Genomic DNA, 22,339 nt, shown 5'->3' on the forward strand with positions numbered 1-22,339 from the left:
CTACCTCTTGGAACTTGCCAAACGTAGAGCGTCGGAATTTACTTTCACGACCATGCCGCTATCCAGTTGGACATGTATACCGTCTTTGGCAACTTCAGTTATTACGGCAGGCATCGGTGCCTTACCCAGTTTCACCGTCACTCTGGTGCCGGATTGCAGATCACCATCGGACAATTTTGCCGGGGGTGTCTTCATTGGTCTGTCAGATTTCGGTTTAGTTCCTTTGTGCGTGTCTTCACGACGCTTATCACCACTCGCTTTTGGCGGTGGACGACGAGCCGGACGTGGCTTTTCACCTTCGCGTGGTTGGCGTGCTTTACGCTTTTCCGCGGCTTTGGCTTTGCTTTCTTCTAATTGCACCTGTGCGTGATCGGCATGCTCTTTTTCTATCTGAGCATCCTGATTACCATCAAGGTCAACACGATAAGCGCCTTCCTTGATACTGTGCAAATAGCGCCAGCTGTTAGTGTAATGACGCAAAGTTGAACGTAACAGGGTCTTACTGACCCGTTCTTCATCTTCAAGTCGCGCAGCCAATTCCTGAAATATGCCAATTTTCAGAGGGCGGGCTTCGCCCTGGGTGGAGAAACAGTGTGGAAAACGCTCGGCAAGATAAGCGATGACTTCTTTACTGTTAGAAAACTTCTCTGGTGCTTCCATTAAATTTAACGCTAGTTAGTAAAATTCCGAATTATCCGCATCATCCCAAGTTGCCAGCGTGTGGTCAACCCAATCCAGCAATTCGTCGTCCTCAATCTCCAATAAACTGCGATTTTGTTGCCATTGCTCCCAGGTGTAGTGCAATATTCGTTCAAGTCGCTCTGTTTCAATATCTTCTGCTGCGCGATCGTACATCGCATGAAGAATAAAATTCAAACGTTCGGCGGCTTCAGATGGATCCTCATGGCGCTCATCCATATCATTGGTAGTGGCCAGTACCACGTGAATATCGACACTATCTTTCATTGCTGGCTCTCAATAAATAGCTTTACGATGTGGGTCAGACCCGCTTCATCTTCTGCATCAAAGCGATTGTACTGCGGGCTATCAATATCCAGTACACCCAGTAATTTGTTATCAATTACAATGGGAATAACAATTTCTGAATTAGAAGCAGCATCACAGGCAATATGCCCGTCAAACTGATGAACATCGCTAATACGTTGGGTGGTTTGCTGCGCCGCTGCCGTGCCACATACGCCCTTGCCCATTTCAATCCGGATACAGGCAGGCTGGCCCTGAAACGGTCCCAACACCAGCTGGTCTTCTTTATACAAATAAAATCCGGCCCAATTCACCTCAGCCAGTTCGTTATACAACAAGGCGCTGATATTGGCCATGTTGGCAATGGTGTCAGACTCCCCGCTGAGCAGCGCCTGTGCCTGCTGCCCCAGCCGCTGATAAAATGCATTCGACAAGTATTTTCTCCACTTTGAGTGTTATTGGGTTAACGTAAACGTTGCGTTAACGGTGGCCTCTATATGTTGCTGTCCCGGTAAACTGCCTGAGGCGCCGTCGGCCATCATCATGGTTGCGCGGCCCTCGGTGACGATTCTGCCACTATGGCCTTCGCTAATTTGAGTGACCTTACCTATTTTTGCGCCAAGCTGCCCGGCCAGTAACTCAGCCTTTGATTTTGCGTCGTCGATGGCATTTATCAAGGCCTGTTCGTATGCTTTTTGCGGATTAGAGGCGATTAGCTCAAAACGACTGATTCGGGTCACACCGCGTTTGAGGGCCCCATCAATTAAATGACTGTATTGATCGAGCACATCGTGTTCGATGGTAACTTCCCGGCTAAGCACAAACCCATTTTCAACTCTGCCCTTGGGCCCGTTCTCATAGCGCGGATGCAAACGTATTTGCATGGTCTGAATATTTTTTTGCTGCACATTGTCATTCAGTAAAAAGTTGGTGAGCTGATGGATATCGTGTTGCAGCTGCTCTTTAAGCTTGGTAACGGTCTGACCTTTTTGCTCCAGTACAAAGGTAACCGTAAATCGGTCAGGCACCACAGCCACACTGCCTGAACCACTGACATTAATCACATCGGGACTGGCCTCCTGCGCCTGGACCATCATTGCGGGTGCCAGCATTACCAGCCATCCAAACCAGGTGATACGTAAATAATGCTGCATAAAAAATTTCCTTCGTCGTAGTTATAGAAGCTGTACTATGCAAAATCCAGTCTGAATCAAAGATGAACCATTCACCGTTACGTTTCAGCCGAAAAACCAATAGCTTACTGCTCTGGCTGCTAGTATAACGGCTGCGTCGGTGGTCCGGCAGCATATTATCGCAGGATGCATCTGTTTTATCCCGATCCGCGCCCGGAACACTGCACGAATGCTGCTCGAAGACTGTAAGGTGACTGCAACCACACCAAACTCAGTGCTGGTAACGCATGCTGGAAACACACCGCAAAGTTACTGCCGGCGTGCCGTTAAAAAAGCAGCACCGAGATCGCGACCTCCCCATCGTTTGTTGCTGGCTCAATACTGATATAAGGTATTTAATCCTTTACGATCCGCGCTGATGGGCATAATTTTAGTAAAGCTTAGCGATGGTAATTCAGCCAATACTGAAAGTGGGTTGGCGGTAAAGAATGCTTCTTCTCATGTTACAGGAGGCAACGCTACCTCAACGGCTGGCCGGCAGTAAAAATAGCCTGAGAATGAAACAATCCAGATTGAGGAAGGCAAGCCTTTTAGGTTGCATTTTAAAAAGCAAGGTTATAAGCTTGCAATAACAAAGGCAACTTTATATGCTTGCTTAAGGAATGCTTATGATAGCCGTGATTACCGGCGACCTGGTCGATTCTACCCAGCTTAGTCCGGCGGATTACCAAATAACCGTCAAGGCGTTAAAAACCTATCTGACCACCCTGGTTAAGGATTATGACGCCATCTACAGCGTTTATCGCGGAGATGGGTTTCAGCTGGTGTCGCCCCATGCGGCACAGCTGGCCACCCTGATGCTCAGGACCAAACTGTGGCTGGCTGCCGGTAAACAGGCACCACCGGTGCAATGTGCATTGGCCGGGGTGTGTGGCAGTGGCACTATTCATGGCGATGACCCGGGAGAACATACGGGACCGGCGCTGATAACCTCTGGCCGCACCCTTGACGGACTCCGCGGGCCTCAACTTAGTATAGAAATTGAAAACAGCCCTTACAATGAGGCGCTGGCGGTATTGTGTGTACAACAAAGCTACCTGTTAAACCGCCTATCTGAAAGCCAGTCTGAATTACTGTATAGGTATGTGGAACGACAATTTCCCACCCATCAGCAACTGGCAGATCAGCTTGGAACCTCACGCCAGAATATCAGTGAGCGCCTGCGAGCCGCGGGCGCCGACCCATTGGTCAGGTTTATAGATTTTGTTGATAAGTGTTGTCAGGCCTGTTTGCAGGAGCGCCCATGACCTTATTGCTATTATTATTAAGCGCCCATTTTATTGGTGATTTTTATCTGCAACCCAACCACTGGATTGCCGATCGACATGCTCATAAAGCTCGCTCTGTGGCCCTTTACAAACATACGGCTATGCATGCCGTACTGGCCGCCATAGCATTTTATTTTGCCGGGTACGACTGGAGCACTCTTGGGGCCGGCACCCTGGTCGTGGCAGTAAGCCATGGGCTGATTGACTACTTCAAAGCGGGCCGCACCTCCACCTTAGCCTTTGTGGTGGATCAACTTGCCCATCTGCTGATCATTGGCATCGTGTGCGCCGTGGCTTTGAATCTCACCGTGGGCCAGCTACAGGGATATTTTTTGTCACTGCGCCAGCCAGCATGGCTGATCTATCTGCTCGGGTATTTATTTATTTTACAACCTGCCAGTATTCTTATTGCCCAGGTACTTGCCGGCCACACAGCCCGGTTACAAAATACGGATAGCCAGAGTCTGGGAAGCGCCGGGCGCTGGATTGGCTATGTTGAAAGATTGTTAGCATTATCCTTTGTATTGGTGGAGCAATACACCGGGCTGGGCTTTCTGGTGGCAACCAAAACGGTCTTCCGGGTGGGCGATTTGTCTAAAAGTAAAGACATGCGTCTGACCGAATACATGATGTTAGGCACCCTGATCAGTTTTGCTATTGCGCTTATCACCGGCTGGAGTATTAACTGGGCGCACGCCGTGCTTAACTGAGTTAACCACGGCAGTTCAGGCGCTATCGCAACCTGCCGCTACCAGATCTTCTGTTAAGGGCATAATGTTGCGATAGCACTGGCGGCCAGGGGTTAGCGAATCACTTTTGCCACACTGGCCACGCAATGGTCAATATTACGATCTTTACAGGCATGGCCCATCAGACCGATACGCCAGACCTTGCCGGCCAGCTCACCCAGGCCGGCGCCAATTTCAAGATTAAACGACTCCAGCAGCAGCCGGCGGGCTTTTGCATCGTCCACACCTTCAGGAATAAAGACCGAATTAAGCTGGGGCAAACGAAATTCTTTGGCTACGGCAAACTCAATGCCCAGTGCGTCTAAGCCATTATACAATTTTTCATGGCCCCGCTGATGCCGCTGCCAGGCGTTTTCCAGACCTTCTTCACGCAACATCAGTAACGACTCATGCAACGCATACAGACTGTTGACCGGGGCGGTATGATGATAGGCCCTTTTGCCGCTCTCGCCCCAGTAGCCAACAATCAGATTCATATCCAGAAACCAGCTTTGTACGGGCGTTTTACGCTGTTGAATGACCGCTACCGCCGCCGGGCTGAAAGATACCGGTGAAAGACCCGGCACACAGCTCAGGCATTTTTGCGAGCCTGAATAAATAGCATCCACACCCCAGCCATCCACATCAACTTCTATTCCGCCTAATGAGGTAACCGCATCTACCACCGACAAACATTTATATTGCCTGGCAAGGGCGCACAGGCTGGCGGCATCATTGCGCACTCCGGTTGATGTCTCTGCATGCACAAAGGCCAGCAGTTTTGTATCCGGATGTGCTTTGAGGGTATCTTTCACCTTTTGCAAACTGGTTTGCTGGCCCCACGGATCTTCGACCTTTATTGCCTGGCCACCACAGCGGGTGACATTTTCGACCATACGCTGTCCGAAAATACCGTTGATACACACTACGACTTTGTCGCCAGGCTCCACCAGATTAACAAAACATGCTTCCATCCCCGCCGAACCGGGTGCCGACACCGGCATGGTAAGGGCATTTTTGGTTTGCAAGGCATATTGCAGCAAACCCTTTATTTCATCCATCAAATCAATAAACACAGGATCAAGATGGCCAAGGGTAGGCCGGGCCATGGCGTTGAGTACCCGGGGGCTGACATCTGAGGGACCCGGGCCCATCAGGGTTCGTTCTGGCGGAATAAATGTAGCAGGTAGGGTCATCAAAATACCTTATCTTTTATGAGGGCAGAAACACTATTGTGGCAACTCCACCTTAAAAGCTCAATCGGCTATATCCGGTATTCGGCAGAAAAATAGGGTTACTAGTTGATCTGACTTTCAGGCTAAAAAGTATATTAGGCCATTATTTTTTTGTAGCAGAGGTTTTGCTACTGACCTGTGAAACTCATCGGAGTAGTTAAAAATTTATTTCGAATCAGAGTGTTAGAACTACAACGCCAGAGCGTTGCATAGATTAGAAAAAATTTATACAATATTGTTTATATTTTAATCATTTTTGCTCTATTATTACTATTCGCTTTATTATTTGCATGAACTTCTCCCTTTGCAAAAGTTAGCGCACGGCTCAGCAATGAGCCATTCCCCTAGGCCCGGAACTTTTGTTCCGGGCGTTTTTTATGGGGCACCCAAAAATGCACAAGCCGCCTAATCGCTCCCGTGCCCAACCGGCCCTGTTGCGATACCCTGAGGCTCCCCCAGAATGATGGTTCATCCCGAGAGCTTCTAACTTAAGCTTTTTGATCTAGCTTTCTGAGACTTTGCGCATCATTCCCTCTTGCATGGTAGAGGCCACCAGCTCGCCGCTTTGATTAAAAATCTGGCCGCGGACGATACCCCTGCTGTTACCAGAAAACGGACTTTCCATGGCATACAGCAACCAGTCATTCAGGTTTACCGGCTGATGAAACCACATCGCATGATCAATGGTCGCCATACGCAGTCCCTTATCAGACACCGCCAGGCCGTGTGGTTGTAACGAAGTGCTTAAAAAATGGTAGTCAGAGGCATAGGCCAGCGTCGCCTGATGCAAACCTAAATCGCTACTCATGGCATCGCGTACTTTTAACCAGACATGCCGGTATGGCTCACGTTGCTGTGCTTTAAAAGAATGGGCGGCATCGACGGTTCGAATATCAATAGGACGATGATAGCTCAAGGCTTCCTGCATGCCCGTGGACAGACGGTCAAAGTTTTGCTCATAAAATGATATATCTGAGGCCAGCTCATCCGGTCCCGGCACCTCAGGCATGGGTGCATACTGATGGGACATCCCCTCTTCGGCAATCTGAAACGAGGCGGTCATATAAAAAATATTACGGCCATCCTGAATGGCTTTCACCCGACGGGCCGAAAAACTGCGGCCGTCACGTACTACTTCCACATCGTAAACCACGGGCTTTTTGGCGTCTCCGGGCAGCAAAAAATAGGTGTGAAAAGAGTGAACCGAACGACCAGCTTCTACCGTGCGGTAAGCTGCCGCTAATGCCTGCCCCAAAACCTGGCCGCCAAATAGCGCACGAAAACCCAGGTCCCAGCTTTGGCCGCGAAACAGGCCCTGCTCTATCGACTCCAGTTCAAACAGCGAGGACATTTTAACCTCAGACATGATGGTTTACTCCGTTACAGGTTGAGCACGCGGGTTGCGCGGATAATAGCGTTCCGGCAACTGCGCTTTATGTTCAAAAAAGCGGGTATCTTTATACGGCAGTTTCATAAACCCCGAGATACCCAGTCCCAGAATGCTGGGCACCGCCGCCACTATGTCTGCCAGCAATTGTTGAAACTTGTCGGCCTGACTATGGTCCAGCAGCATATAATAACTGTGAATTTTCAAATGGGTAGGCAAAGCTTCAAAGATAATACAGCCGGTATGATGAATTTTGTTCAGCTCTGCCAGTAACTGCATCATTTCATCGGGCAACCGCAATAATTCGTCAGGATCATCGCCATCCTCAAAATAGGAATGGGTTCGGCTGACATCTTTACTGATGGCTGTCGCCGACACCTCAAAGGAGATAATGCAATGCGCTGGCGGAATAAAGGGTGCAGTGGGATCGTCACGTTCAATATGTAAGGTATCCTTGGCATTAAACATACAGCATTTGAAAATACCATGTCGGTGGATAGCCCGGCCCAGATTAATCACATTGTTTACCGATTGCTCGAAAGCCACCTTATCGGCGTTATTGTAAAGATTCAGGCTGGAGTCGACATAAATGCCCTCGGGTTCCCAGCGAATTGCAATCCCGCCTACCACGGGGTATTTTCCTAAGCGGCCCACCGCAGCAATAAAGGCTTTCTCGGTGGCGCCCATCCCCATGAGGTAATTTTTGTAATAACGTTCAAACTGAGCATCATTAAGATAATTGAACGCCGACTCCTCAATGTCCTGGTGTTGCCGTAAGAATGACTTACGCGAGCTGTACACCACGGTTTCAATTTCTTTTTCAGTGCTGCTGACCCAGGTGGGAATCATCGGCTGATACGGTACATGATCATCATCACTGAACACCATCTGTTGCAATACATGCAGATGACTGAACAGATAATCTGCCCCCTGCCGCCGTTGCCCGGGGTCGTCACTAAGCATATGCGTAAGAATACTGGCCAGCATTTTTGGTAAGCCCAGCGCCAACGGCGTAATCACACGACTTCCAAATCGGCACGACTGGCCTGATGCGAGGGCGTAAATAGTGCTGGCCAGGCCTTGCTCATCAAAACGCGGGGAGGACATCGCCCCATTAAGCTGATCCTCACCGATGAAATACACATCGCCAAGGCGGGCGTTGGTATGCTGCATGTCAGCAGACATCAAATCCATGACATTACCGGCAATAAACTGACCGCTGGCGTCAATCTGGGCAAACACCGATGACCCCCAGTCTATTAGCTGTAAGGTTTCTCTGGCCGAATTCCACATTACATTCGACGGTTTAATATCACCATGAACAATGGGTTTAGCCTGCCCCTGATAAGTATGAGCACGCAGATGCAATAGCAAGCGCGCCAGCTGCACCGTCATTTTAACAATAATACGCGCCGGCAAGGCCCCCCGGCGCAGACTGACCTGCTCCAGATCTTCGCCGCTGGCCCGGTGCATCATCAAAATAGCCTGATTGCGAATACGTTGAAATTCTACCAGTCCCGGCACCCGCGGATGGTGCACCTGGGACAACATATACGCTTCATCCTCCAGCCGATCCTGAACATGCTGAGGTAATGTAATACGTGAAAATTTAAACACATAACGCGCGCCCGTGGTGCTCGTCCCGCTAAAAACAAAGCCAAAGGCGCCTTTACCGATCAGTCCGATATCATGATAGCCCAGCTGAGCCAGCTGGTCGGTACACAGGGCCACCCAGTCTTTGAGTTTTTTGGCATCTGCATGACTGAGCAGATACACCGACTGTTCTTCAGGAATATAAAAATGTCTGAGTGCGCTGTCGGTTTCCATCAGGCTGCTTCGGTTTTACGCCAGGTCAGGGAAAACCGGGCGTGGCTGCCCATTAGCTCACAGACTTCCTGCATGGCCTGGGTAAGGTATTCATCCAGTTGAAACGCCGGGTTGATAATACACACCCCGGAACCATACATCCCTGCATCATGGGTATTTTCTGCCACCACCAGCTCCGCGGTAAAACAGGTTTTACCTGCTACGGCCAGCGTCTCGACCATGGTTTTGCATGCTTTGGCTTTGGGGGCGGCGCGTTCAGATAACAGCGGGTACCAGACTACAACCTGCCCATTAGCCCAGCGCTGTAATACCTTGCCGGTTTTAGCGGCTACCTGTGGGTATTCGTCAATCTGCTCATAGGGCGGATCAATTAACACCGCCCCCCGGTTCGGTTTTGGCGGGGTCAGGGCCACCAGCCCTTCCAGACCATCACGATGATGGACCGCTATCTGATCATGTCCGTGTTGCACCACACACTGTTGCAGATGGTCAATTTCGGCAGGGTGAAGCTCCATCAGATGGGCGTGATCCTGAGCTCTTAACGCCTCACACAACAGCCGCGGAGAACCCGGGTAAACATTGTCATCCCATATCGGCTGATTCAGATGCAGATATTCCTCGAGTAAAGGGCTTTGGGCACGGGCCCCCTGTAGGGCGCTCATACCAGTGAGGTATTCTTTATTTTGCTGGGAATAGTCGGCATTTAACGGGTACTCGCCACCACCAGCGTGAGTGTCGAACAACACAAAGGGTTTGGCTTTACGCTTAAGGTGCGAGATGACCCCCAGCCAGGCCAGATGTTTTAAAATATCGGCGTGATTGCCGGCGTGAAATGCATGACGATAGCTGAGCACGTAAAACCTTGGAAACAGGATGATAATATCGGTATTTTACCTGCGTCCGACCAAAATAAACAGAGGGCAGCCGGGCTGCCCTCTGTGGTAAGTCGGTTGCCGGTTTAGCGCAGGTGCGCCAGCATCGCGGAGGGGTTCATCAGGTAGTGACACCACAGGTTATTAAATTTGACCATGGTGGCGCCGTCGATAATACGGTGATCACCGGACCAGTTCACCTGCATGATATTGTGGGCCTCAACCTCACCGGCCTCATTAAACCGTGGAAGCTGCTGAGTTTTACCCAATGCCACAATGGCTGCTTCTGGTTTATTGATTACCGGTGTGGCGGTGATGCCGCCCAGCGCGCCAATATTGGAGATACTGATGGTACCGCCTTTCAGGTCATCGCCACTGAGCTTGCCTTCGCGGGCCTTATCAATGATCGTATGCATCTGCTGGGCAATCTCAAACAAGCTCAGGTTTTGTACCTGCTTGATATTAGGAACCAGTAAACCAATTTTTGAGTCCACCGCAAAACCGATGTTGTGATCATCAAAATAGCTTAATTCGGTGGCTTTCTCATTAAGTTGGCTATTGACCACCGGGAACTCTTTCAATGCCAGCGACAAGGCTTTAACAAAGAACGGCATAAAGCTTAGCTTGACGCCCTGTTCTGCAAACACAGGTTTCAACTGACCACGCAGGGTCATCAGCGCATCCATTCGCAATTCATCACTTACCGTAAAGTGCGGAATGGTCTGCACCGAGGCGGTCATTTGCTTGGCCATGGCCGCACGGATACCTTTGACCGGCTCCACACGAACCCCGCCGGCGGCGCTACTATGACTGCTGGCCGCCACGCCGGGCTGGGTCGCGGTTTTTTCAGTGGCTTTCGCAGCGCCTGTGTCTGACTGGCTTGCTGAAGCAGCACCGGCCTGCTGAACATCCTGCTTAAGAATGCGGCCCTTTTTCCCCGACCCGGAAACCTGGGTCAAATCGATATGTTGCTCGCGGGCAATACGACGTACCGCCGGGCTGGCCAGCACCTTTCCTGGTATTTCTACCGGAGGTTCAAACTCGCCATCAGGCCATTTTTGATCTTTCGAGCTGGCACCGGCCTCGCCGGCTATACCACTACCGGCCTGAGTGGTTACCGGCTTTTGCGTCGGCGCCGACAATGTCGCGTCTGGCTTATCAGGGCTCTGACTGGTGTCACTGTCACCCTGCTCACCGGTAATCGCCAATGAGAATAAGGGTTCGTGCACCCGGGCAATATCACCCTGCTGGTAATAAAGTTCGTTGACCTTACCCGCGTGCTTGGCCGGAATTTCCACCACGGCCTTATCGGTCATAACCTCGACTACCGGCTGATCTTCTTCGATGGTGTCGCCCTGCTGCACATGCCATTTAACAATTTCACATTCAACAATACCTTCACCGATATCCGGCAGGATAAAGTCTTCAATGGTTTGTGAGTTATTTGTTTTGGGCTGCGTCGCCGCGGCAGATGTAGTAGCAGATTCAGCTTCTGGTGGAGCTTCAGGGGATGTAGCGGTGTCGGCAGCCTCGTTATCAGCGGTGACAGAAGTGCTGGTATCACCATCAATCTGCATTGCGAACAGCGGTTCATGAACCTTGGCGATATCCCCGGTTTTATAATGTAATTTAAGCACTTTGCCTGCGTGCATTGCCGGGATCTGAACCGTAGCCTTGTCGGTCATTACTTCGGCAACCGGCTGATCTTCTTCAATATGATCACCTTCGGCTACCAGCCATTCCAACAGCTCGCATTCCACAATACCTTCGCCAATATCAGGTAATATAAATTCTGTTGTCATTTTATGCCCTTAGTACTTCAGAGTACGCTTGATGGCTTCATAGGTTTTGTACTGGTCTGGCATGTATTCTTTTTCATGTGCCAATGGATACGGCGTATCCAGACCACAAACCCGGGCCACCGGCGCTTCAAGATATAAAAAGCACTGATCCTGAATGGTCGCGGCAATTTCGCTGGCAAAACCACCGGTTAATGGTGCTTCATGATTGATCAGCAAGCGACCTGTTTTCATCACCGACTGCGCCACGGTCTCCGCATCCCACGGAGAGATAGACCGCAGGTCGACAATCTCACACGAGACACCGTCTTCCAGCGCCATATCCGCCGCCTGCTGCAAAATTTCGATTTGAGCGCCCCACCCTAACAAGGTGATATCGCTGCCTTCCTGCACAATGTCGGCTTTACCTAACGGCAATTCATAGTCTTCTTCAGGCACATCGCTTACCGACGCACGATACAACCGCTTCGGCTCCATAAACAATACCGGGTTATCATCACGGATTGAAGCCAGCAGCAAGCCTTTCGCCTGATAGGGGTTACGGGGCACCACAATTTTTAGTCCCGGACAGTGGGCAAAAAACGCTTCCGGTGACTGGCTGTGGTACAAACCACCGGCAATCCCGCCGCCGTAAGGCGTACGAATAGTCAGGGTGCCGCAGGTAAACTGCCCGCCGGAACGATACCGGAATTTTGCGGTCTCGTTTACAATCTGGTCAAAGGCCGGAAAGATATAATCAGCAAACTGAATTTCAGCAATGGGCACCGAGCCTTGTGAAGCCAAGCCATTGGCAAAACCGATGATGCCCTGCTCCGTCAGCGGGGTATTAAAACAGCGGCCTTTACCAAATTTACTCTGAAGGTTACTGGTAGCACGAAACACCCCACCAAAATGCCCGACGTCTTCGCCAAACACCATGGCGCGTTCATCTTCTTCCATCACGGTGATCAGCGCGTTATTAATTGCCTGCAATAGATTCATCTTTGCCATTATTTATTTCTCCCGGCTGTTTTTGGATAGGCCTTCGGGTACTTCTCGATATGGTCTTTTAGTGCATCAACCTGTTTTTGCAGGTGGGCAGGCACTTTGTCATAAACATCAGAAACAATGTCTTCAATCGGATTAACCGGCACTTTCTCAGCTTCTTTTAGCGCGCTTAATACGGCTTTACGACTTTCTTCTACCAACGTTTTGTTCGCTTCTTCGTCGTACCAGCCTTTATGTTGTAACCATTTGGCCATGCGCTGGATAGGATCTTTCAAACGCCATTTGTCCTCTTCGTCCCGTGACCGGTAACCGGTAGGATCATCCGAGGTCGAGTGAGCGGCCAAACGGTAGGTCATGGCTTCAATCAATATCGGGCACTGTTCTTCCAGGGCCAGTTCACGGGCCCGCAGGGTAGCCGCATACACTGCCAGCGGATCATTGCCATCAACACGAATGGTCTTGACCCCATAACCCAGGCCACGGGAGGCAATCCCATCGCCGGCAAATTGCTCTTCGGCCGGGGTTGAAATCGCATAGCCATTATTACGGCAGAAGAAGATAACCGGACAGTTCAGCACCGCCGCCATATTCAGACCCGCATGAAAATCGCCTTCTGATGCCGCGCCTTCACCAAAGTAACATATGGTCACCGCTTCCTGACCGGCCATCTTCTGACCGTAAGCGTAACCTGCAGCCTGTGGGATTTGCGTTCCCAATGGCGAGGAAATGGTCATAAAGTTAAGCGGCTTATCACCATAATGAATCGGCATCTGGCGACCCTTGTTCGGGTCTTCCTGATTACTGAACATCTGATTCATAAATTGTGACGTGGTATAACCACGGTAGGCCAGCGCTCCCTGCTCCCGATACTGAGACATGATCATGTCCTGGGGTTGCAAGGCCGCCGCGCTACCCACGGCGGCCGCTTCTTCACCGGTCGAGGCCAGATAAAAACTGATTCGGCCCTGACGCTGCGCGCCGACCATACGTTCATCCAACACCCGGATATACTCCATGGTGTCATACATCTTCTGGGCGGTGTCCTGATCAATATCAGGCTCTTTGGCCTGCGCATGCAATGTGCCGTCAGGCTTGAGGATTTGCAGCATAGGTATGTCGATCAGGCCATTTTCAATAATATGCACCTGATGAGTTGTTTCTACCTGTGCCAGATGATTTCTGTCTTGCACTGTGAAGCCCTCTTGTTATAGGAAGGTTAAAACCTTTTACCGAATTGTGACTATGCTAGTCCATGTGTCGCCAATACACCTTGCTATTTTACCGCAGACATTGCACTCAATTGAAATGACTGTCCGCATATTTGCCGCCTAGGCGTGATAGGTATCCTACAAGTTAACATTAAATTAAAGCTATATAGCCGTTTGAATAACAATTCAGCACTTTTTGTATCTTATTTAATGGCGCGACGGTATCTATTGCATCAATCATTAACAAGGTTCATTGAGTCTTTTTCATAATTCATTCAGATTCAACCTGCTATGATTGATTCAGTGTGTGCGCTAACCTAGCACTATCGGCCATGGTAAATTGTTGTAAAGCCCGGAGAAAACGTGTCGTTGAAAAATAAACTATTAAGTCTTTCCGCTTGTTTCGCTTTGATAGGGCCCGTTATTTCTGCCGGGGCCGGCGGGGTTGAAAACTCAGCATTAGCGCCGGTGTCGGTGAATAAAAATGCCCGGGTCAATCAGCTTACCCAGGCCCCCCTGCAGCTTGCGTCCGATGACACCGGCCACGTGCTGACCAGCGCGGCTCAGATTTATATTGTGCAGTTTGAATCAGCGCCGGTGGCCCGGCACTACCTTGAACAGGCACATCAACAACAACAGTCGCCCCGCCGGCTAACCCGGGCTGGCGACACCCCCAAGCCCCGCTTTACGCCTTCCGCTGCCGGGGTTCAGGCTTATCAGCAACAGTTGCAACAACAACAGGCCCATCGATTGATGATGATGGAACAGGCGGTAGGTCCGCTGCAGGTTGTCAGCCATTATCAGTATGCCTTTAATGGGGTGGCGGTGAAAGCCACCGCCGACCAGGCTCGTCAGCTCAGGCATGTCGCCGGGGTCCGACAGGTGGAAGCAGATACCCGCCGTAATCTGACTACCGACACCGGCCCGGTGCTGGTGGGCGCGCCCCGGGTGTGGGACGGTATTGGCAGCGGCCCCCTTGGGCCTAATGCCGGTGAAGGACTTACCATCGCCGTGCTGGATACCGGTATTAACACCGATCACCCTTCTTTTGCTGATATTGGTGGGGACGGTTACGATCATACCAATCCACTGGGCGCCGGTAACTACCTGGGTGATTGTGCAGCAGGTTTCAATAGCTTATGTAATGACAAGTTGATAGGGGTGGTCAGCTATCCGGAGATCACCAACAGTTATACCGATACTGACATTTTTCCCTCCTCACTGGCACCTAATGGTGAGGATTATAATGGTCACGGCTCCCATGTGGCGGCAACCGCCGCCGGTAATATTCTTTATGATGTGGCCGAGGTGTTTCCCGATGGTGGCAACGAAGCCAGCTCAGGCATTGAGTCGGGGTTTATCTATGAACGCCTGTCCGGGGTAGCGCCCCATGCCAATATTGTGTCGTATCAGGTCTGTTTGCCCGGGGAAACCGACGATACGTATAATGGCTGTTATGACTCGGCCATTGTCAAAGCCATTGACGATGCCGTGGCCTCAGGCGTGGTGGATGTGATCAACTTTTCTATCTCTGGGGCGGCGATCCCTGGACCGGCGCTGTTAATGAAGCCTGGTTCAATGCTCATAGTGCCGGTATTTTTACCAGCCATTCGGCCAGTAATGATGGCCCGGGTAGCTACACCACCGAAAAACATGCCCCGTGGCTTACCGTAGTAGGCGCCAGTACCCATGGTCGGTTAATCAATTATGAAAAACAACTGAACGATTTTGTGGGCGGGCTTACCACACTGGCGCCTATTACCGGCTCCAGCAACACCGGCGGTGTAACGGCTGATATTGTTTATGCCGGTAACTTTGCCAATGGCAATGATGCGGGCGGTGATCCGGCTCAGTGTCTGGAGCCTTTCCCGGCCGGTACCTTTAGCGGCCAGATTGTGGTTTGCGATCGTGGTGATATTGCCCGCATTCAAAAGGCCAAAAATGTTCAGGCCGGTGGTGCCGGTGGTTTTGTGCTGGCGAATGTAGCCGATGGTGCCAACGATCTGGCCAATGATACCTACGTACTTCCCGGAATTCATATTGATGCAGCAGATGCGACGCGTCTGCGTAACTGGCTGGCCACAGGGAGCAACCATCAGGCTACCATTACGCCAGCGTCGGGCGGCATCACCATTGATGAGTCCAGGGCTGATATCATTGCGGACTTTTCTTCACGGGGGCCAAACTCATCGGTCAGTACCCTGACCCCGCATCTTAGTGCGCCGGGAGTAGATATTTATGCGGCCTATTCGGATGAGCAATACGGCCATGATGAAACCGGTCCTTCACCGGCCGACTATGCCTACCTGTCCGGGACCTCAATGGCCAGCCCCTTTGTCGCTGGTGCCGCTGCTTTGATTGCCAATGCCCATAGTGACTGGACGGTGGACGAAGTACGCTCAGCATTAATGCTTACTGCCAACACTGCTCTGACCACCGACGATGGCCAGAGCATTGCCGATTGGTTTGATATGGGCGCAGGCCGTATGCAGGTTGACGCCGCCATCCAAAGTTCACTGGTGATGAATGAAACCACCGCTGCTTACCGGGCTGCGAACCCCGCGCTAGGCGGTGAACCACGCAGTTTGAATGTGCCGGCGGTGGTAGATACCAACTGTTTTAACCGCTGTAGCTGGACCCGCACGGTCACCGCCACCCAGGATGGTTCCTGGTCGCTACAGACCCGCTCCCTGAGCCCCGACTTCGAGGTTTCTGTTACACCGGCATCCTTTACGCTGGCTCAGGGGCAAAGTCAGCAGCTCACGGTAACCATTGATACCAGCCGGTTAGGCAATAATGTCCGGGGGCTGGGTGTGGTGGATATCACTGCCAGCGCCGGCCCGGATCTGCACCTGCCGGTGGCCGCCTTTGCCAGTAACGGCACTGTGCCAGATGCCATTACCTTAGACGCGCACAGAAATTATGACAGTTTTTTACTAAAAGATATTTTCACTATTGAGATAGATGAATTTATCGCAACCTCATACGGTCTGGTTCGTGCCTTCAACACCGTGGGTCAGCTTGCGCCTGACAGCGATAACCGCAATGCTTTCGACGATCTCACCGATGGCGTGACCACGCAGTTTATCGAGGTTCTGGACCAGGACAAACGGCTGGTGGTAGAGATTATCGATGCCACCGCCCCGGATCTGGACTTGTATCTGGTACGAGATGCCAATAACAATGGCGTGGCAGAAGAAAGCGAACTGGTGGGGGAAAGTACTTCATTTGATGCCACCGAATACATCAGTCTGAGCTATCCGGTGGCCGGGCAATATATTATCGTGGTGCATAATTTCCAGGGTTCCGGGGCGCCAGAAGATGAGTTTACCCTGAGTTATGCCCGTATCGACAATACAGTACGGGACAATCTGACGATTGAAGGGCCTGCCAGTGCCGCTGCGAATTCCGAGTTTGATTTGCGTTTGCAGTGGGCCATCGACCAGGCCCAAACCGGCGATCGCTATTATGGTGCCTATGAACTGGGCAGTAATGCCCAGGAACCGGACAACATCGGTTTAACCGAAGTCGACTGGGTGCGGCGCCAGAATGATGTTTATCTCAGCTCGCCTGACGCAGGCAGAGTTGAGCCCGGCGCCCAGGCCACCTTCAGTGTCAATGTTATTAGCAATGACACCAATCGGGATCGGCGCTACCAGATAGCGGTTACCGTGCCAGATACTCTGACCCTGGACCCCGGGTCAGTGGGCAATGGCGCGACTGTTGCTGGTGACACCATCCTCTGGGAGGTGTTACAACCGGCGGTCGAACGACCCAGTCAGCTGCTGGCATTATCCACCTCACATACCGATACTCAATGTGAGGTGGCAGGCAGTAAGCTTAGTGCATCGGTTCCCTATAGCGCGCAGTATAACCTGGGAGACGAACAGCACTATGCCAGTTTTCAGGTGGATATGACCTATCTGGGAAAACCGGTGCAAAACCTGGTGGTGGCCAAAAACGGGTTTGTGACCTTTGATGACAGTTTACCTCACACCGTCCCCACCGGCCTGACCCTCCCCGATACAGCGCAGCCCAATGCGGTGCTGGCCCCTTACTGGGCCGCGCTGAGCAGTGACAGCCACAGTGAGGTAGTGGTGGCGCGCACGAAGCAGGATGACTATGTAGTGAGCTGGCACCAATTACTCACCACCGCCGGTGAGCGGGTCTCTGCGCAGCTTTTGATTCGTTCTCAGCCTGTGGCCGGGCAGCCGGCGTTTATTATGCATTACAGCCAGCTACCCCGGTCGTCAGAAGCGCTGGCCGGATTTGAAGATAACCGGGGCACCCACGGCTATACGCTTGATCTGGCTGGGGCCGGCGTAACCAATAACACCAGCATCTGTTATTACCCGCTGCACACCGAAACCCACCAGGACACAGGCTCGGATGCCATGCTTCAGGCGGTGGCCGGACTGGAGTTTTCAGCCCAGGTGGCTTCTTCTGCGCCCCCCGGCCCTTTTGGTATTCGCGTTACCTCGCAGGTGACCAATATCGAAGGGACTCGCAGTGAACAGGCCAGTGTGTATACCGGTGTGCAGGTGGAAGGTATCCCTGAGGTGAGCATCAATAATGGCAGTGAAGAATTACAGTTAACCGCAGGGCAATCTTTGAGCATCAGCGCCAGGGGCCAGGATGCAAATGGTGACACCTTGCAGTATCGCTGGGCCACCGAGGCCAACAGCCCGTTACAGCTCACCAGCGCCAACACCGCCACCGTGATTGTGAGCGCGCCCACTACGGCCGGCAGCGGTCCGTATCCGTTACGGGTGACGGTGACCGACCCTTATGGCAATAGCGCCTCAGCCACCGTCATTATCATCGTACAACCACCGTCGTCAGCGCCTTCATCGGGCAGCAGTTCAGGTGGAAGTATGGGCCTGTGGCTGTTATTGGGTCTGGGTATCACCGGCTGGCAGCGCCGTTACCGCCGGTCGGGTGTCCGGGCTTAATCGGCAAGCAGCACAAATGCGGCGCCGGTGGGTTGGTAGGTAGAGGGCTTGTCCACCGGCTGCGCGCTCAGGCGGTGCCGCAGCCTGGGAACCAGCAGCTCACTCAGTGCTTCAGGATCCGTTACCTTGCGGTCGAGCCAGCGCTGTAAACTGCCATCTTCAGGGCTTAGCATTAAAGGACTGGCCTTGGTATGAATGTCAGCAAGCTTTTCGTGAGGCGGCAGCGTAACTACCGAGCACGAATAGTCGGTTACCGATTTACCATAAGCATCCTGGCCGTGCCACACCCGATACAAACCGCCCATTGCGAGTTTGTCCTGTTCACCCACCTGCATATCGTGATATCGCTTGTTACTGCCGACCACCAGGGTTTCACCAAACCCCCGGGCGGGGATCACGCACCGCTGTTGACGAAACGCATGATAACCTGCACTTCTGGGGGTGTTTAGTTTGTCGTAGCGGGTATTAAAAGAGGTGTATTTTGATGGAACAAACCGGCTGCCCTGGTCACTTTGCTGCTTATCGAGTAATAACCACCAAATAGCATTGTGCATTTCGCGCTGACCTGCAGCATTTTCAAACACCACCGACACCCGCTCGGTGGCACGAATAAAGCGGGACAAACGCATGCCCTCCTCTGGCCACAGGCTGATATCAAGCTGTTCGCACAACGCCCGGGTGCCGGGCGAGTCGGTAACATTTAAGCGTCCGCACATAGGTTTCTACCCGTAATTTTTGTCCTGTTGGTTTGGCAGCGATGACTCTGGCTCATGTTCGGCCCCGGCATCTGCATGGCTACCTTCTATGCCCGCCCGGCGCGTCAATGGTTCAGGTAATCGCTTGCTGGGCTGCACCCCCAGATCCCGAAACTGCTCTACCTGGCGCACCAGATTTCCTCTGCCACTGGACAATTTATTAAATGCACCATCAAAATGCTTTTGGGAGGTCTCCAGTGACTTGCCCAGCTTGTCCATATCCTGCACAAATCCGGCAAACTTGTCATACAGCCGGGCGGCTTTTTCGGCAATTTTCTGGGCATTTTGATTCTGATATTCATACTGCCAAATATTATTTATGGTTCGTAACGCTACCAGCAGATTGGTGGGGCTTACCAGCATAATGTTGTGATTGAGTGCCATCGACACCAATTCAGGATCTTTTTCTATCGCCAGCAAAAACGCGGGTTCGATGGGAATAAATAATAGCACATAGTCCAGCGTGCGCAGAGCGTCCAACTCCTGATAATCTTTGGCGCCCAGGCCCTTTATATGACCCCGGATAGAATTCACATGCTCTTTAAGCCAGTATTCCTGGCTGGAGGCATCATCGCTATTGAAGTACTTCTCATAAGCCGACAAACTGACTTTTGAGTCAATAATGACATCTTTATCATCAGGCAGATGTACTACGACATCGGGTTGTTGTAATTTACCGGCGCGGGAACGAGCCGAAACCTGAGTTTCAAATTCATGGCCTTCACGTAAGCCAGACTCTTTTAAAATACGTTCCAGGACCACTTCGCCCCAGTTGCCTTGTTTTTTATTATCCCCTTTAAGCGCCATCGTCAGCGCGGCCGCTTCCTGCGTAATTTGCTGATTCAGTTCTTTAAGGGATAAAATTTCGGTTTTCAGCGAAGCTCGCTCCTGGCCCTCCCGGCTATACTGCTCATTCACCTGACGCTTGAACCCGTCAATTTGCTCTTTGAGCGGGGTTAGCAAAGAATCCAGGTTTTGCTGACTCTGACGACTGAATGATTCGCTTTTCTCGCTGAAGATTTTGTTGGCCAGATTTTCAAACTGGGTTTGCAGCCGCTGTTCGGCGTTCTGCATGGTCTGCAGTTGCTCTTCTTTGTTTTTCTGCGTTTCACTAAAGCTTGCAGACTGCGCCTGATACTTTGCATTTAACGCCGCATAGTCACTGTGCAGTTGTTCCAGCCGCTCAAGCGCTGACTGATGATCACCTTCCAACCGGGTCAGCTGTGCGGCTTTTTGATTAAGTTCACCCAAGGTGGTCTGCACGGTATACAACTGTTCCTGATACCGGTTCGCCGCATCCTGACTGTCTTCTAGCTGATGTTGTAATTGCTCATTCGTGTATGCGCTGCGCTGCTCCAGTAAAGTCAGCTGCTGCTGTAGCTGATGTAATTGAGTGCGGCTTTGCCGGCGTTGCCACAGACTGCCGGCCAGTATCCCACTTAGCGCAGCGCCTACCAAAGCGGCGATCATCCAGGTTTGTATTTGTTCCATTCGTTACTATCCTGACTCCATACAAAAACGGGCACCTGCTGGTACCCGTATCGTGTTTATTTAGCTGGTGGTTTAGCTGGTAATTTAGTTACCACGCATGGCACTGTCCAGCTCTTCAATTTTTGCTTTCCAGATAGCCGGGCCGGTTTGATGCGCGTTCGCGCCCGTGCTGTCAACCGCGACGGTCACCGGCATATCTTCTACTTCAAATTCGTAGATCGCTTCCATACCCAAGTCTTCAAAGGCGACCACTCTGGATTTCTTAATGGCTTTAGACACCAGGTACGCGGCGCCACCTACTGCCATCAAATAGACGGCTTTGTGTTTGGCAATGGAGTCAACCGTGGCCGGGCCGCGCTCGGCTTTTCCTATCATACCAATTAAACCGGTTTGCTCTAGCATCATGTCGGTGAATTTATCCATCCGCGTCGCCGTCGTGGGTCCGGCCGGGCCCACGGCTTCATCTCCCACTGCATCCACCGGGCCCACGTAATAAATAAACCGGTTGGTCAGATCCACCCCTTCAGGCAGCCCTTCGCCGCTGGCCATCATTGACTGAATGCGGTTGTGAGCGGCATCACGGCCAGTGAGCATTTTACCCGACAATAACACGGTTTCCCCTACCTTCCAGTCGAGGATATCGTCTTTGGTAATGTCATCCAGGTTCACGCGGCGAGTGTTTTCACCGACCTCCCAGGTAACCTCCGGCCATTCTTCCAGTTTCGGCGGATTGAGCTCTGCCGGACCACTGCCGTCTAAATGAAAATGTGCGTGACGGGTCGCCGCACAGTTTGGGATCAGGGCTACCGGTTTGGAGGCGGCATGGGTAGGTACCGATTTAATTTTGACATCGACCACGGTGGTCAAACCACCCAACCCCTGGGCACCAATACCCAGACCATTTACTTTTTCAAACAGCTCCAGGCGCAATTTCTCATCGGTTGTTTCAGCGCCCCGGTCGGCCAGCTCCTGAATATCCACCGGATCCATCAGGCTTTCTTTGGCCAGCACCGCGGCTTTTTCAGCCGTACCACCAATACCTATGCCAAGCATCCCCGGCGGGCACCAGCCCGCCCCATGGTGGGCAAGGTTTTTAACACCCACTCAACAATGTCATCGCTGGGGTTAAGCATGACCATTTTTGATTTATTTTCTGAGCCGCCGCCTTTTGCCGCGATCATCACCTCTACCTGTTCGCCGGGCACCATATCGATATGTACCACAGCCGGGGTGTTGTCTTTGGTATTGGTACGGGCGCCGGCGGGGTCGGCCACAATGGAAGCACGCAATGGATTATCGCTGTTGGTATAGGCGCGACGCGTGCCTTCATTAACCATTTCCTGTACGGTCAAATCCGTCTTGTCCCAGCTGACCCCCATGCCGATTTTGACAAAACAGGTCACGATGCCGGTATCCTGACACAAGGGGCGCTTGCCCTCAGCCGACATTCTGGAATTAATCAGAATTTGCGCCATGGCGTCTTTTGCTGCCTGGCTCTGTTCTTTAAGGTAAGCCTTTTCAACGGCTTTTACGTAATCGAGAGGGTGATAGTAAGAAATAAACTGCAGAGCATCTTCAATACTATCAATAAAGTCCTGTTGACGGATAACGGTCATGGCGTCCTCTTAAAACTTGCCTTTAGGTGGTGTATGG

The 22,339-nt window shown here is 51.7% G+C and carries 17 protein-coding genes and 1 pseudogene; 4 read left to right on the forward strand and 14 right to left on the reverse strand.

Going from position 1 to position 22,339, the window contains the following annotated elements:
• From proQ to IT774_RS08215, 4 genes are read right to left on the reverse strand one after another with little or no spacing between them, the layout of a single operon-like run.
• Positions 1-660 carry an RNA chaperone ProQ gene (gene proQ, locus IT774_RS08200; RefSeq protein ID WP_195812139.1) on the reverse strand — a complete coding sequence of 220 codons (660 nt, stop codon included), beginning with the start codon at positions 658-660 and terminating at the stop codon, positions 1-3.
• 15 nt (positions 661-675) lie between these two features.
• Positions 676-966, reverse strand: a complete 291-nt coding sequence (locus tag IT774_RS08205) for a hypothetical protein (RefSeq protein ID WP_195812140.1) — start codon at positions 964-966, stop codon at positions 676-678.
• Positions 963-1,418, reverse strand: a complete 456-nt coding sequence (locus IT774_RS08210) for a GAF domain-containing protein (protein WP_232365160.1) — start codon at positions 1,416-1,418, stop codon at positions 963-965. The genes IT774_RS08205 and IT774_RS08210 overlap by 4 nt, the downstream gene beginning before the upstream one ends.
• 21 nt (positions 1,419-1,439) lie before the next feature.
• Positions 1,440-2,138 (reverse strand): SIMPL domain-containing protein, encoded by a 699-nt coding sequence (locus tag IT774_RS08215; RefSeq protein WP_195812141.1) that lies wholly within the window; start codon positions 2,136-2,138, stop codon positions 1,440-1,442.
• A 647-nt stretch (positions 2,139-2,785) separates the two neighbouring features.
• Here IT774_RS08215 and IT774_RS08220 point away from each other — a divergent pair.
• Positions 2,786-3,424: a hypothetical protein gene (locus IT774_RS08220; RefSeq protein ID WP_195812142.1), complete on the forward strand. Its 639-nt coding sequence runs from the start codon at positions 2,786-2,788 to the stop codon at positions 3,422-3,424.
• The gene (locus IT774_RS08225; protein WP_195812143.1) at positions 3,421-4,155 is read left to right on the forward strand and encodes a DUF3307 domain-containing protein; all 735 of its coding nucleotides are present in this window, start codon (positions 3,421-3,423) and stop codon (positions 4,153-4,155) included. The genes IT774_RS08220 and IT774_RS08225 overlap by 4 nt, the downstream gene beginning before the upstream one ends.
• 92 nt (positions 4,156-4,247) lie before the next feature.
• Here IT774_RS08225 and IT774_RS08230 read toward each other — a convergent pair whose 3' ends face one another.
• From IT774_RS08230 to IT774_RS08260, 7 genes are all read right to left on the reverse strand, one after another.
• On the reverse strand, positions 4,248-5,369 hold the full coding sequence (locus tag IT774_RS08230) for a pyridoxal-phosphate-dependent aminotransferase family protein (RefSeq protein ID WP_232365161.1): 1,122 nt from the start codon (positions 5,367-5,369) through the stop codon (positions 4,248-4,250).
• A 541-nt stretch (positions 5,370-5,910) separates the two neighbouring features.
• Complete coding sequence (locus IT774_RS08235) at positions 5,911-6,774, reverse strand: acyl-CoA thioesterase (RefSeq protein ID WP_195812144.1); 864 nt, start codon at positions 6,772-6,774, stop codon at positions 5,911-5,913.
• Positions 6,775-6,780: 6 nt separating this feature from the next.
• The gene (locus IT774_RS08240) at positions 6,781-8,622 is read right to left on the reverse strand and encodes a protein kinase domain-containing protein (protein WP_195812145.1); all 1,842 of its coding nucleotides are present in this window, start codon (positions 8,620-8,622) and stop codon (positions 6,781-6,783) included.
• Positions 8,622-9,476 carry a 23S rRNA (adenine(2030)-N(6))-methyltransferase RlmJ gene (locus IT774_RS08245; protein WP_195812146.1) on the reverse strand — a complete coding sequence of 285 codons (855 nt, stop codon included), beginning with the start codon at positions 9,474-9,476 and terminating at the stop codon, positions 8,622-8,624. Before IT774_RS08245 ends, IT774_RS08240 begins: the two co-directional genes overlap by 1 nt.
• Before the next feature lie 104 nt (positions 9,477-9,580).
• Positions 9,581-11,296, reverse strand: a complete 1,716-nt coding sequence (locus IT774_RS08250; RefSeq protein WP_195812147.1) for a dihydrolipoyllysine-residue acetyltransferase — start codon at positions 11,294-11,296, stop codon at positions 9,581-9,583.
• 9 nt (positions 11,297-11,305) lie between these two features.
• On the reverse strand, positions 11,306-12,283 hold the full coding sequence (locus tag IT774_RS08255; RefSeq protein WP_195812148.1) for an alpha-ketoacid dehydrogenase subunit beta: 978 nt from the start codon (positions 12,281-12,283) through the stop codon (positions 11,306-11,308).
• Positions 12,283-13,470 (reverse strand): thiamine pyrophosphate-dependent dehydrogenase E1 component subunit alpha, encoded by a 1,188-nt coding sequence (locus IT774_RS08260; RefSeq protein WP_195812149.1) that lies wholly within the window; start codon positions 13,468-13,470, stop codon positions 12,283-12,285. Before IT774_RS08260 ends, IT774_RS08255 begins: the two co-directional genes overlap by 1 nt.
• Before the next feature lie 381 nt (positions 13,471-13,851).
• Here IT774_RS08260 and IT774_RS17730 point away from each other — a divergent pair, with 381 nt between their 5' ends.
• Both IT774_RS17730 and IT774_RS08270 read left to right on the forward strand, forming a co-directional pair.
• Positions 13,852-15,162, forward strand: coding sequence for a S8 family serine peptidase (locus IT774_RS17730; protein ID WP_195812150.1), 1,311 nt, complete (start codon positions 13,852-13,854; stop codon positions 15,160-15,162).
• Complete coding sequence (locus IT774_RS08270; RefSeq protein ID WP_332308890.1) at positions 15,084-18,440, forward strand: S8 family serine peptidase; 3,357 nt, start codon at positions 15,084-15,086, stop codon at positions 18,438-18,440. The genes IT774_RS17730 and IT774_RS08270 overlap by 79 nt, the downstream gene beginning before the upstream one ends.
• Here IT774_RS08270 and IT774_RS08275 read toward each other — a convergent pair.
• From IT774_RS08275 to IT774_RS08285, 3 genes and pseudogenes are all read right to left on the reverse strand, one after another.
• Positions 18,437-19,156: an SOS response-associated peptidase family protein gene (locus IT774_RS08275; RefSeq protein WP_195812152.1), complete on the reverse strand. Its 720-nt coding sequence runs from the start codon at positions 19,154-19,156 to the stop codon at positions 18,437-18,439. The genes IT774_RS08270 and IT774_RS08275 overlap by 4 nt on opposite strands.
• Positions 19,157-19,162: 6 nt before the next feature.
• Complete coding sequence (gene rmuC, locus IT774_RS08280; RefSeq protein ID WP_218958961.1) at positions 19,163-20,686, reverse strand: DNA recombination protein RmuC; 1,524 nt, start codon at positions 20,684-20,686, stop codon at positions 19,163-19,165.
• Positions 20,687-20,770: 84 nt separating this feature from the next.
• Positions 20,771-22,302, reverse strand: a pseudogene (locus IT774_RS08285) (fumarate hydratase).
• Positions 22,303-22,339: the final 37 nt, after the last annotated feature.

Source organism: Salinimonas marina (assembly GCF_015644725.1).
Taxonomy (GTDB): Bacteria; Pseudomonadota; Gammaproteobacteria; order Enterobacterales; family Alteromonadaceae; genus Alteromonas.

What these genes read in the sequence shown, in the direction of transcription:
- proQ (WP_195812139.1), bottom strand. Translation starts at nt 660, where the DNA reads ATGGAAGCACCAGAGAAGTTTTCTAACAGTAAAGAAGTCATCGCTTAT.
- IT774_RS08205 (WP_195812140.1), bottom strand. Translation starts at nt 966, where the DNA reads ATGAAAGATAGTGTCGATATTCACGTGGTACTGGCCACTACCAATGAT.
- IT774_RS08215 (WP_195812141.1), bottom strand. Translation starts at nt 2,138, where the DNA reads ATGCAGCATTATTTACGTATCACCTGGTTTGGATGGCTGGTAATGCTG.
- IT774_RS08220 (WP_195812142.1), top strand. Translation starts at nt 2,786, where the DNA reads ATGATAGCCGTGATTACCGGCGACCTGGTCGATTCTACCCAGCTTAGT.
- IT774_RS08225 (WP_195812143.1), top strand. Translation starts at nt 3,421, where the DNA reads ATGACCTTATTGCTATTATTATTAAGCGCCCATTTTATTGGTGATTTT.
- IT774_RS08230 (WP_232365161.1), bottom strand. Translation starts at nt 5,369, where the DNA reads ATGACCCTACCTGCTACATTTATTCCGCCAGAACGAACCCTGATGGGC.
- IT774_RS08235 (WP_195812144.1), bottom strand. Translation starts at nt 6,774, where the DNA reads ATGTCTGAGGTTAAAATGTCCTCGCTGTTTGAACTGGAGTCGATAGAG.
- IT774_RS08240 (WP_195812145.1), bottom strand. Translation starts at nt 8,622, where the DNA reads ATGGAAACCGACAGCGCACTCAGACATTTTTATATTCCTGAAGAACAG.
- IT774_RS08250 (WP_195812147.1), bottom strand. Translation starts at nt 11,296, where the DNA reads ATGACAACAGAATTTATATTACCTGATATTGGCGAAGGTATTGTGGAA.
- IT774_RS08255 (WP_195812148.1), bottom strand. Translation starts at nt 12,283, where the DNA reads ATGGCAAAGATGAATCTATTGCAGGCAATTAATAACGCGCTGATCACC.
- IT774_RS08275 (WP_195812152.1), bottom strand. Translation starts at nt 19,156, where the DNA reads ATGTGCGGACGCTTAAATGTTACCGACTCGCCCGGCACCCGGGCGTTG.
- rmuC (WP_218958961.1), bottom strand. Translation starts at nt 20,686, where the DNA reads ATGGAACAAATACAAACCTGGATGATCGCCGCTTTGGTAGGCGCTGCG.